We start from the raw sequence: 12,217 nt of genomic DNA on the forward strand, positions 1-12,217 counted from the left end.
CATGACCGTGACTATCAGGCTCGGCCAGTTGGCCGAGCACCTCGGCGCCACCCTGCGTGGCGACCCCGAGAGGCAAATTACTGGGCTAGCCACTTTGCAAGAGGCTGGCCCAGCTCAGTTGAGCTTTCTGGCAAATCCCCAATACCGCAAATACCTGGCCGGTTCTCGAGCAGCTGCACTGTTGCTCAAGGAAGCCGACGCCGAAGGTTTCGCAGGTAATGCCTTGGTGGTGCTGGACCCTTACCTGGCCTATGCACGCATCTCGCATCTGTTCGATCCAAAGCCAAAAGCGGCTGGCGGGGTTCATCCGACAGCGGTGATCGCGGCGGACGCAGTGGTTGATCCAAGTGCCAGCATCGGTCCGTTCGTGGTGATCGAAGCCGGCGCACGCATCGCTGCACAGGTGACGCTGGGCGCGCATTGCGTAGTCGGCGCGCGCAGCGAAATCGGTGAAGGCGGCTGGCTCGCTCCGCGCGTCACGCTGTATCACGATGTGCGCATCGGCAAGCGTGTGGTTATTCAGTCCGGCGCAGTGATCGGCGGTGAGGGCTTCGGCTTCGCCAACGAAAAAGGCGTCTGGCAGAAAATCGCCCAGATCGGTGGCGTGACCATCGGCGACGATGTCGAGATCGGCGTGAACACCGCCATCGACCGCGGCGCTCTGGCCGATACTGTGATCGGCAACGGTGTGAAGCTCGACAACCAGATTCAGATCGCGCACAACGTCCAGGTCGGTGATCACACCGCCATGGCCGCGTGCGTCGGCATTTCCGGCAGCACCAAAATCGGCAAGCACTGCATGCTCGCCGGCGGTGTTGGTCTGGTCGGCCACATTGATATTTGCGACAACGTTTTCCTGACCGGGATGACCATGGTGACTCACTCGATTACCGAGCCGGGCGCCTATTCTTCCGGCACAGCCATGCAACCGGCGGCCGAATGGCGCAAAAGCGCGGCCCGCATCCGTCAGCTCGATGACATCGCGCGACGGTTGAAACAGCTGGAAAAGCGCGTTGGGGAAGTGACCCCTGACGGTAATGCTTCATCTGATGGCTGATACCATTTCCATATCAAGTGTGCACAGCCTCTGGACTGCCTCCTTGATTTGCTAGAGGAGTGCGCGTCAGTCGCGCTCCCAATCTTTACATAGGCTTTCCCCTGAAATGATGGACATCAACGAGATTCGCGAATACCTGCCTCACCGTTACCCGTTCCTGCTGGTGGACCGGGTGGTGGAACTGGACACTGAAGGCAAGCGAATTCGCGCCTACAAGAATGTCAGCATCAATGAACCGTTCTTCAATGGTCACTTCCCTGCGCATCCAATCATGCCGGGCGTGCTGATCATCGAAGCGATGGCTCAGGCTGCCGGGATCCTCGGTTTCAAGATGCTCGACGTCAAACCGGCCGACGGCACCCTGTATTACTTCGTCGGTTCCGACAAGCTGCGCTTCCGCCAGCCAGTCAAGCCGGGCGATCAGTTGATCCTTGAAGCGACATTCATCAGCTGCAAGCGCAAGATCTGGAAGTTCGAATGCCAGGCTTCGGTGGACGGCAAGCCGGTCTGCTCGGCAGAAATCATCTGCGCGGAACAGAAAGTATGAGTTTGATTGACCCTCGCGCAATCATCGATCCGTCCGCCGTTCTGGCTGACGGCGTCGAGGTCGGCCCGTGGTCGATCATCGGCGCAGGTGTGGAAATCGGCGAGGGTACCGTGATCGGGCCGCACGTGATCCTCAAGGGGCCGACCCGCATTGGTAAGCACAATCGCATCTACCAGTTTTCTTCGGTAGGCGAAGACACCCCGGATCTGAAGTACAAAGGCGAGGAAACCCGCCTGGTGATCGGCGACCACAACGTCATTCGTGAAGGCGTGACCATTCACCGTGGCACCGTGCAGGACCGTTCGGAAACCACCCTGGGTGATCACAACCTGATCATGGCCTATGCCCACATCGGCCATGACAGCGTCATCGGCAACCACTGCATTCTGGTCAACAACACTGCGTTGGCCGGGCATGTACACGTTGACGACTGGGCGATCCTCTCCGGTTTCACCTTGGTGCATCAGTACTGCCACATCGGCGCCCACAGCTTTTCCGGCATGGGCACGGCGATCGGCAAGGATGTTCCGGCGTTCGTCACCGTGTTCGGCAACCCGGCCGAAGCGCGCAGCATGAACTTCGAAGGCATGCGCCGTCGCGGTTTCAGCGAAGACGCGATTCATGCGCTGCGCCGCGCGTACAAGACTGTCTATCGGCAGGGCCTGACGGTCGAACAGGCGTTGGCCGAACTGGCCGAGTCGTCTGCGCAGTTCCCTGAAGTCGCCGTGTTCCGTGATTCGATCCAGGCGTCGACTCGCGGCATCACCCGCTGATCATGGCCAGTCTGCGTATTGCGCTGGTGGCGGGTGAGGCTTCCGGTGACATTCTCGGCGCCGGCCTCATGCGCGCGCTCAAGGCACAGCACCCGGCAGTCGAGTTCATCGGCGTCGGCGGTCCGTTGATGCAGGCCGAAGGCCTGACCTCGTACTTTCCCATGGAGCGCTTGTCGGTCATGGGGCTGGTGGAGGTTCTCGGTCGGCTGCGTGAATTGCTCAAGCGCCGCAAAGAGCTGATTGCCACACTGATTGCCGCAAAGCCGGACGTGTTCATCGGTATCGATGCGCCGGATTTCAACCTCAATATCGAACTCAAGCTGCGTCAGGCCGGGATCAAGACCGTGCATTACGTCAGCCCGTCGGTTTGGGCATGGCGGCAGAAACGGGTGCTGAAGATCCGCGAAGGCTGCGATCTGATGCTGACCCTGTTGCCGTTCGAAGCGAAATTCTACGAAGAGAAAGGCGTGCCGGTGCGTTTCGTCGGTCACACCTTGGCCGATACCATTCCGCTGCAAGCCGACCGCGCCGCTGCACGCGCCGAGCTGGGTTTGCCCGACGGCCCGCTGGTGGCCTTGATGCCGGGCAGCCGTGGCGGTGAAGTCAGTCGCCTCGGCGCGCTGTTCCTCGACACTGCCGAACGTCTGCGCGCCATGCGTCCGGGCGTGCGCTTTGTCATGCCTTGTGCAAACCCGGAACGCCGGGTGCAACTCGAGGCCTTGCTTGCTGGTCGGGATTTGCCGGTGACATTGCTCGACGGTAAATCTCATCTGGCGCTCGCCGCGTGCAACGCCGTGCTGATCGCCTCCGGGACCGCTACCCTTGAAGCGCTGCTGTATAAGCGGCCGATGGTGGTGGCGTATCGGTTGGCGCCGCTGACGTTCTGGATTCTCAAACGCATGGTCAAGAGCCCGTACGTGTCGCTGCCCAACTTGCTCGCCCAGCGCTTGCTGGTGCCCGAGTTGTTGCAGGATGATGCGACTGTCGAGGCGTTGGCGCAGACGTTGTCGCCCTTGATCGATGGCGGCGATGAACAGACCCGCGGCTTCGACGAGATCCACCGCACGCTGCGGCGCGATGCTTCCAATCAGGCGGCGCAAGCCGTCCTTGACCTGATCGGCAAACCACAATGAGCAAGACAAGCATGCAAATGGGCCTGGATTTCACTCTGGTAGCCGAAGTCGAAGAACTGGTCGCCGGTGTTGATGAAGTCGGTCGTGGTCCGTTGTGCGGTGCGGTGGTAACGGCAGCGGTGATTCTCGATCCGAACCGGCCGATCCTCGGCCTCGACGATTCGAAAAAGCTCACCGAAGCCAAGCGCGAAAAGCTCTACGACGAGATCTGCGAGAAAGCCCTGAGCTGGTGTATTGCCCGCGCCGAAGTTGAAGAAATCGACGATCTGAATATCCTCCACGCGACCATGCTGGCCATGCAGCGCGCGGTTGCCGGTCTGCATATTCAGCCGAAGCTGGCGATGATCGACGGTAACCGCTGCCCGCATTTGCCGATGCGTGCCGAGGCGGTGATTCAGGGCGACGGCAAGGTGCCGGCGATCGCGGCGGCGTCGATTCTGGCCAAGGTCAGTCGTGATCGCGAAATGGCGGCGTTCGAATTGATCTACCCGGGCTACGGCATCGGCGGCCATAAAGGCTACCCGACGCCCGTTCATCTGGAAGCACTGGCGCGGCTCGGCCCGACGCCGATTCACCGCCGCTCGTTTGCCCCGGTACGCCTGGCTTACGAGGCGCGGGAAAGCCTGACGCAGGTTTAGGCGCAAGGCTGATGTTTTATTCGAGGCCCGGTACAATCCGGGCCTCGTTGTCTCTATGTAACTGGACAGGATCACTATGCCGGCTTCATTCGTTCATCTACGCCTGCACACTGAATACTCCCTGGTCGACGGGCTGGTGCGGATCAAGCCGCTGGTCAAAGCGCTGACCGCCATGAACATGCCGGCGGTCGCGGTCACCGACCAGAACAACATGTGTTCCCTGGTCAAGTTCTATAAAAACGCCATGGGCGCCGGCATCAAGCCGATCTGCGGCGCCGACCTGTGGCTGGCGAACAAGGACCCGGATGCACCGCTGAGCCGCCTCAGCCTGCTGGTGATGAACGCTCAGGGTTATCGCAATCTCACCGAACTGATCTCGCGTGGCTTCATCGAAGGCCAGCGCAACGGCATGGTCATCGTCGAGCGCGAATGGGTGGCCGAGGCCAACGAAGGTTTGATCATGCTGTCCGCCGCCAAAGAAGGCGAGATCGGCATGGCCATGATCGGCGGCAACCCGGCGGAAGCCGAGGCCTTGGCGCGCGAGTGGATGGCGGTGTTCCCGGATCGTTTCTATCTGGAAATCCAGCGCACCAACCGCCCCAACGATGAAGAGCAACTGCACGGCGCCGTGGCGCTGGCCGACAAGCTTGGCGCGCCGCTGGTGGCGACCAACGATGTGCGCTTCATCAAGCAGGAAGACTTCGCCGCCCACGAAACCCGTGTGTGCATCGGTGAAGGCCGCGCCCTCGATGACCCGCGTCGTTCGAAGAATTACAGCGATCAGCAATACCTGAAAAGCGCCGAGGAAATGCTCGAGCTGTTCAGCGATATTCCCGATGCGATCGAAAATACCGTCGAGATCGCCAAGCGCTGCAACATCGAAGTGAAGCTGGGCACGCACTTCCTGCCCAACTTCCCGATCCCCGATGGCATGACCATCGACGAGTATTTCCGCAAGGTCTCCTTCGAAGGGCTCGAAGAACGCCTGGCGGTGCTGCTGCCCAAGGACACCACCGAAGACTACGAAGCCAGGCGCCAGGTCTACGTCGACCGCTTGAATTTCGAGCTGGATATCATCATCCAGATGGGCTTCCCCGGTTACTTCTTGATCGTGATGGACTTTATCCAGTGGGCCAAGAACAACGGCGTACCGGTAGGTCCGGGCCGTGGGTCGGGTGCCGGATCGCTGGTGGCTTACGTACAGAAGATCACCGACCTCGACCCGCTGGAATATGACCTGCTGTTCGAACGTTTCCTCAACCCGGAACGGGTCTCGATGCCCGACTTCGACGTCGACTTCTGCATGGACGGCCGTGACCGCGTGATCGATTACGTGGCCGAGAAATACGGCCGCAACGCGGTGAGCCAGATCATCACCTTCGGTTCCATGGCCGCCAAGGCTGTGGTCCGTGACGTGGCGCGGGTGCAGGGCAAGTCCTATGGCCTGGCGGATCGTCTGTCGAAGATGATTCCGTTCGAAGTCGGCATGACCCTGGAAAAAGCCTACGAGCAGGAAGAGATCCTGCGCGACTTCATCAAGGTCGATGAAGAAGCGGCGGAAATCTGGGAGATGGCGCGCAAGCTCGAGGGCGTGGTGCGTAACGTCGGCAAACACGCCGGTGGTGTGGTGATCGCGCCGACCAAATTGACCGACTTCTCGCCGATCTATTGCGACGAGGCCGGCGACGGTCTGGTAACCCAGTTCGACAAGGACGACGTTGAGGCCGCCGGTCTGGTGAAGTTCGACTTCCTCGGCCTGCGGACCCTGACGATCATCGACTGGGCGCTGAAAACCATCAACCGCGATCGCGCCAAGGTCAACGAGCCGCCGCTGGATATCGCTTTTATTCCGCTGGACGACAAGCCGACCTACCAGTTGCTGCAAAAAGCCGAAACCACGGCGGTGTTCCAGCTTGAATCCCGAGGCATGAAAGAGCTGATCAAAAAGCTCAAGCCCGACTGCCTGGAAGACTTGATCGCACTGGTGGCACTGTTCCGTCCCGGTCCGCTGCAATCGGGCATGGTGGACGACTTCATCAACCGTAAGCACGGTCGCGCCGAACTGGCCTATCCGCACTCCGACTACCAGTACGACGGGCTCAAGCCGGTATTGGCGCCGACCTACGGCATCATCCTGTATCAGGAACAGGTGATGCAGATTGCTCAGGTCATGGCCGGTTACACCCTCGGCGGTGCGGACATGCTGCGTCGAGCGATGGGTAAGAAAAAGCCTGAAGAAATGGCCAAGCAGCGCGGCGGTTTCATTGAGGGTTGCGCGACCAACGGCATCGACGCGGATCTTGCCGGTAACATTTTCGACCTGGTGGAAAAGTTCGCCGGTTACGGTTTCAACAAATCCCACTCCGCCGCTTACGGCCTAGTGTCCTACCAGACCGCTTGGCTGAAAGCTCACTACCCGGCGCCGTTTATGGCTGCGGTACTCTCGGCGGATATGCACAACACCGACAAGGTCGTGACCTTGATCGAAGAAGTGCGGACGATGAAGCTGCGCCTCGACGCGCCGGACGTGAACACTTCGGAGTTCAAGTTCACGGTGAACGACGACGGCCGTATCGTTTACGGCCTCGGCGCGATCAAAGGTGTTGGTGAAGGTCCGGTGGAGGCGATCACCGAAGCGCGTCAGGCCGGTCCGTTCAAGGATCTGTTCGATTTCTGCGCGCGGGTCGACCTCAAGCGCATCAACAAACGTACTCTTGATGGCTTGATCCGCAGTGGTGCGCTGGATCGTCTCGGCCCGTATTTCCACGACGAACAAAAGGCCTATCAAGCCAACATCGACCGTAACCGCGCGGTACTGCTGGCGGCGATGGAAGAGGCGATCAAGGCGGCCGAGCAGACCGCGCGAACCCACGACAGTGGCCACGCCGACCTGTTTGGCGGCTTGTTCGTCGAAGAAGACGCCGACGTTTACGCGTCTCATCGCAAAGCCAAGGATCTGACCCTCAAGGAGCGGCTCAAGGGTGAAAAAGACACCCTGGGCCTGTACCTGACCGGTCACCCGATCGACGAATACGAAGGCGAGATCCGCCGTTTCGCCCGCCAGCGCATCATCGATCTGAAACCGGCACGCGACACACAGACCGTGGCAGGGATGATCATTGCCCTGCGGGTGATGAAGAACAAGAAGGGCGACAAGATGGGTTTCATCACCCTCGACGACCGCTCCGGGCGGATCGAAGCGTCGCTGTTTGCCGATGCGTTCCATTCGGCGCAATCGCTGTTGCAGACCGACGCGATGGTGGTGGTTGAAGGCGAGGTCAGCAATGACGACTTCTCCGGCGGCCTGCGCCTGCGGGTCAAGCGGGTGATGAGCATGGAGGATGCGCGGACCAATCTGGCCGAAAGCCTGCGCTTGAAGCTGCACACCCAGGATCTGAAAGGCGATCAGCTACGCTGGTTGGGCGAACTGCTCAAGCGTCATCGCGGCGCGTGCCCGGTGACCATGGAGTACACCAGCCCGGATGCGAAGACCTTGCTGCAGTTCGGCGAGACCTGGCGGATCGACCCGGCGGATACCTTGATTCAAGCCCTGCGTGACCAGTTCGGGCGAGACAACGTCTTCCTCCAATACCGTTGACCGGCAAGTGCCATCATTGCGCTTGCCCGCAACCTGAATTTTTAATCTCGACCTCAGCGCGCCTCTCCCTTAAGGTAGGGCGCGAATAGACAACCGGCCGGCCCAAGCTCACTTGGGACACGACCCAAGACGGACGCCTATGAACCCGAATTTTCTAGATTTCGAACAGCCGATCGCCGACCTGCAAGCCAAGATCGAAGAGTTGCGCTTGGTCGGTAATGACAATTCGCTGAATATCGGCGATGAGATCTCCCGCCTGCAGGACAAGAGCAAGACGCTGACCGAAGACATCTTCGGCAAGCTGACCAGCTGGCAGATCGCACGCCTGGCGCGTCACCCGAAACGCCCGTATACCCTCGATTACATCGAGCACATCTTCACCGAGTTCGACGAACTGCACGGCGACCGTCACTTCTCCGACGACGCTGCCATCGTTGGCGGCATCGCCCGTCTGGAAGACCAGCCGGTGATGATCATCGGCCACCAGAAGGGCCGTGAAGTGCGTGAGAAAGTTCGCCGCAACTTCGGCATGCCGCGTCCGGAAGGCTACCGCAAGGCCTGCCGTCTGATGGAGATGGCCGAGCGCTTCAAGATGCCGATCCTGACTTTCATCGACACCCCGGGTGCCTACCCTGGAATCGACGCTGAAGAGCGCAACCAGAGCGAAGCGATTGCCTGGAACCTGCGTGTGATGGCGCGGTTGAAGACCCCGATCATCGCCACCGTAATTGGTGAGGGTGGTTCCGGCGGCGCACTGGCCATCGGCGTTTGCGATCAACTGAACATGCTGCAATATTCGACCTACGCGGTGATCTCGCCGGAAGGTTGCGCGTCGATCCTGTGGAAAACCGCCGAGAAAGCGCCGGATGCCGCTGAAGCGATGGGCATCACCGCTGAGCGTCTGAAAGGCCTGGGTATCGTCGACAAGGTGATCAGCGAGCCACTGGGCGGCGCCCATCGTGACCCGGCTGCTGCCGCCGCTTCGATCCGCGCCGAGCTGAGCTCGCAACTGGCGATGCTCAAGCAGTTCGATAACGAAGCGCTGCTCAAGCGCCGTTACGATCGCCTGATGAGCTACGGTCTCTAATCGAGCGCCGATTTGGCTGACGATGCAAAACACTGTGGGAGCGAGCTTGCTCGCGAAGGCGTTATAACAGACGACGAAATTGTTGAATGTTAATCAGCTTTCGCGAGCAAGCTCGCTCCCACATTTGGTTTCCGGCGAGGGTAAAGACATGGGTGAACGCTCGATTGATTTGCCATCCCGTCTTCTGCTGAGCCTTGAGCCCTGGCGCAACGTCGCTCACTGGCGCATCGCCTTCTCCGGTGGCCTCGATTCCACCGTCCTCCTGCATCTGCTCGCCACCCTGGCGAACACCGAATCCCTCCCTGCGTTAAGCGCCATCCACATCCACCACGGCCTTCAGGCTGCGGCCGATGCGTGGCCGCAACACTGCCAAGACGTTTGCGATGCGCTGGGCGTGCCGTTGCAAGTGGAGCGGGTCACCGTGAAGGGCGGGGCGAGCCTGGAGCGGGCGGCGCGGGATGCGCGTTATGCCGCGTTCAGTTCGCTGACGCAGAGCAATGACGTGCTGTTGACTGGCCAGCACCGCGACGATCAAGCGGAAACCCTGCTGTTTCGGCTGTTGCGCGGTGCCGGTGTCCGCGGGCTCGGCGCGATGCCGCAGCAGCGTCCAGTGGGACAGGGCACGCTGGTTCGACCGTTGCTGGATGTCAGTCGTGCTGAGCTGGAAGGTTATGCACAGGCGCATCAGTTGCGCTGGATCGAAGACCCGTCGAATCAGGATCGCCAGTTTTCCCGTAACTACCTGCGCCAGCAAGTTATGCCGCTGCTGACCGAACGCTGGCCGCAAGCGCAGGCGAGCATGGCGCGAACGGCTGCGCATCTGCGTGAGGCGCAGGGCTTGCTCGATGAGCTGGCGCAGATTGATCTCGCACAAGCCGCAACGCCCCATGAATTCGCTTGGCTGGGTGTGCCATCGCTGGAGCTGACACCATTGACGGCGTTGTCTGACGCGCGCCAGCGAAATGCCCTCAGCCACTGGCTCGAACCGTTGACCCGGCTGCCGGATGCTGACCATTGGTCGGGTTGGACAACGCTGTGCAATGCCGGCGCCGACGCTTCACCGATCTGGCGTCTGGCCGACGGAGAGCTGCACCGCAGCGCCGGTCGCGTCTGGTGGCTGAGCGGCAATTGGTTGGGCACGCCAGTGATCGGCGCCGACTGGCAGACCCCGACTTCAGCGCTACGCTTGCCGGATAACGGACGCGTCATGCTCCACGGGCAAGCTCCATCCGGACCTTTGCGTATTGCCTATCGGCAGGGCGGTGAGGTCATGCAATTGGCTGAGCGCGGCAGCCGTGATCTCAAGCGTCTGCTCAACGAGCGCGCGGTGCCGGCCTTCGTGCGTGGCAGATTGCCGCTGCTGTTTCGTGGTGAAGAATTGCTCGCCGTGGCGAACCTGTCGGGTCTTGCTGGTCAGATGGACGAAGGCTGGACATTGCACTGGCAGCCAACAGACGAAGATCAAGGTTTGAGCTGAAAGGAGCATTCCGGTAGACTACGCTCCCTTCTTGATACAACTTCTGTGGATTCGCCTGAATTGCAGGAGTTGCCGATTACCAAGCAGTCTTTGCTGGGCGATTCCAAAAAATGTGTAGCGAGCAACGTACCGGTGTTTCATCTGCCGGTCTGTCACAACGCGGCGGTTTTTTCGAAAGGTGCACTGTGATTAATGCAGGTGATCGGGGGCTTCGGCCTTCCTTCGCTTTCCCCGGCGGCTCGTTCCGCTTTAACGCAGACTTCTAGGGTTTTTCATGACGCGCTACATATTCGTCACGGGCGGTGTTGTTTCTTCATTGGGGAAAGGCATTGCCTCGGCTTCATTGGCGGCTATCCTGGAGGCGCGGGGGCTTAAGGTCACCATGCTGAAGCTGGATCCGTACATCAACGTCGATCCAGGCACCATGAGTCCGTTCCAGCACGGTGAAGTGTTCGTCACCCACGACGGCGCCGAGACCGACCTGGATCTGGGGCACTACGAGCGGTTCATCCGCACGACCATGACCCAGAACAACAACTTCACCACCGGCCGTGTCTACGAGCACGTGCTGCGCAAAGAGCGCCGTGGCGACTACTTGGGTGCAACCATCCAGGTAATCCCGCACATCACCGACGAAATCAAGCGCCGCATCATCAAGGGTGCCGGTGACGCAGACGTGGCGATGGTCGAGATCGGTGGCACCGTCGGTGACATCGAGTCGCAACCGTTTCTCGAAGCCATCCGCCAGCTGCGTTTCGAAGTCGGCGCCAAGCGCGCGATGCTGATGCACCTGACGCTGGTGCCGTACATCGCCACCGCTGGCGAAACCAAGACCAAACCGACCCAGCACTCCGTCAAGGAACTGCGTTCGATCGGTCTGCAGCCAGACGTGCTGGTATGCCGCTCCGATCACCCGATCGACGTGTCCTCGCGTCGCAAGATCGCGCAATTCACCAACGTTGAAGAGCGTGCGGTAATCGCGCTGGAAGACGCCGATACCATCTACAAGATCCCGGGGATCCTGCACTCGCAGGGTCTGGACGATTTCGTCGTTGAGCGTTTCGGTCTGCAGTGCGGCAGCGCCGACCTGTCCGAGTGGGACGCAGTGGTCGATGCCAAGCTGAACCCGGAACACGAAGTGACCATCGCCATGGTCGGCAAGTACATGGAACTGCTCGACGCCTACAAGTCGCTGATCGAAGCGATGAGCCATGCCGGTATCAGCAACCGCACCAAGGTCAACCTGCGCTACATCGATTCCGAAGACATCGAGAACCAGGGCACTGCGCTGCTCGAAGGTGTCGACGCGATTCTGGTGCCGGGCGGCTTCGGTCTGCGTGGCGTGGAAGGCAAGATCACTGCCGTTCAGTACGCTCGCGAAAACAAGGTTCCGTACCTCGGCATCTGCCTGGGCATGCAAGTGGCGGTCATCGAGTTCGCCCGTAACGTGCTGGGCTGGAAAGACGCCAACTCCACCGAGTTCGATCGTGCCAGCGGCCATCCGGTTGTCGGTCTGATCACCGAGTGGGAAGACGCCACCGGCGCTGTCGAAGTGCGTACCGAAGCGTCCGATCTGGGCGGCACCATGCGTCTCGGCGCACAGGATTGCCTGCTTGAGCCGGGCTCCAAAGTCCATGATTGCTACGGCAAGGACGTGATTGTCGAGCGTCATCGTCACCGTTACGAGGTGAACAACAACCTGCTGCCGCAGATCATCGAAGCCGGCCTGAAAATCTCCGGTCGTTCCGCCGATGCTGCGCTGGTCGAAGTGGTTGAAGCGCCGGATCATCCATGGTTCGTTGCCTGCCAGTTCCACCCTGAATTCACCTCGACCCCACGCGACGGTCATCCGCTGTTCAGCGGTTTCGTCAAAGCCGCGTTGGCTCAACACCAGAAGAAGGCGTAAC

At 60.4% G+C, this 12,217-nt stretch carries 9 protein-coding genes; all 9 read left to right on the plus strand.

What is annotated here, in order from left to right; translation table 11 throughout:
- Nucleotide 1 precedes the first annotated feature (1 nt).
- Nucleotides 2-1,057 carry a UDP-3-O-(3-hydroxymyristoyl)glucosamine N-acyltransferase gene (lpxD, locus tag J5M66_RS20135; protein WP_207808986.1) on the plus strand — a complete coding sequence of 352 codons (1,056 nt, stop codon included), beginning with the start codon at nucleotides 2-4 and terminating at the stop codon, nucleotides 1,055-1,057.
- A 106-nt stretch (nucleotides 1,058-1,163) separates the two neighbouring features.
- On the plus strand, nucleotides 1,164-1,604 hold the full coding sequence (fabZ, locus tag J5M66_RS20140) for a 3-hydroxyacyl-ACP dehydratase FabZ (protein ID WP_016771469.1): 441 nt from the start codon (nucleotides 1,164-1,166) through the stop codon (nucleotides 1,602-1,604).
- A complete protein-coding gene (lpxA, locus tag J5M66_RS20145) occupies nucleotides 1,601-2,377 on the plus strand; it encodes an acyl-ACP--UDP-N-acetylglucosamine O-acyltransferase (protein ID WP_073476048.1) in 777 nt (258 codons plus the stop codon). Before fabZ ends, lpxA begins: the two co-directional genes overlap by 4 nt.
- Nucleotides 2,377-3,510, plus strand: a complete 1,134-nt coding sequence (lpxB, locus tag J5M66_RS20150) for a lipid-A-disaccharide synthase (protein WP_206422220.1) — start codon at nucleotides 2,377-2,379, stop codon at nucleotides 3,508-3,510. The genes lpxA and lpxB overlap by 1 nt, the downstream gene beginning before the upstream one ends.
- Nucleotides 3,511-3,521: 11 nt before the next feature.
- Entirely contained in the window at nucleotides 3,522-4,148 is a 627-nt protein-coding gene (gene rnhB / locus J5M66_RS20155) for a ribonuclease HII (protein ID WP_016771466.1), read from the plus strand.
- A 76-nt stretch (nucleotides 4,149-4,224) separates the two neighbouring features.
- The gene (gene dnaE / locus J5M66_RS20160; protein WP_207808984.1) at nucleotides 4,225-7,746 is read left to right on the plus strand and encodes a DNA polymerase III subunit alpha; all 3,522 of its coding nucleotides are present in this window, start codon (nucleotides 4,225-4,227) and stop codon (nucleotides 7,744-7,746) included.
- Nucleotides 7,747-7,885: 139 nt separating this feature from the next.
- Nucleotides 7,886-8,833: an acetyl-CoA carboxylase carboxyltransferase subunit alpha gene (locus J5M66_RS20165; protein ID WP_016771465.1), complete on the plus strand. Its 948-nt coding sequence runs from the start codon at nucleotides 7,886-7,888 to the stop codon at nucleotides 8,831-8,833.
- A 148-nt stretch (nucleotides 8,834-8,981) separates the two neighbouring features.
- On the plus strand, nucleotides 8,982-10,310 hold the full coding sequence (gene tilS, locus J5M66_RS20170) for a tRNA lysidine(34) synthetase TilS (RefSeq protein ID WP_207808982.1): 1,329 nt from the start codon (nucleotides 8,982-8,984) through the stop codon (nucleotides 10,308-10,310).
- 274 nt (nucleotides 10,311-10,584) lie between these two features.
- Nucleotides 10,585-12,216, plus strand: coding sequence for a CTP synthase (locus J5M66_RS20175; protein ID WP_016771462.1), 1,632 nt, complete (start codon nucleotides 10,585-10,587; stop codon nucleotides 12,214-12,216).
- The last annotated feature ends 1 nt before the right edge of the window (nucleotide 12,217 follow it).

The sequence above is a fragment of the Pseudomonas sp. 67(2021) genome (assembly GCF_017491835.1).
Lineage (GTDB): Bacteria > Pseudomonadota > Gammaproteobacteria > Pseudomonadales > Pseudomonadaceae > Aquipseudomonas > Aquipseudomonas atacamensis.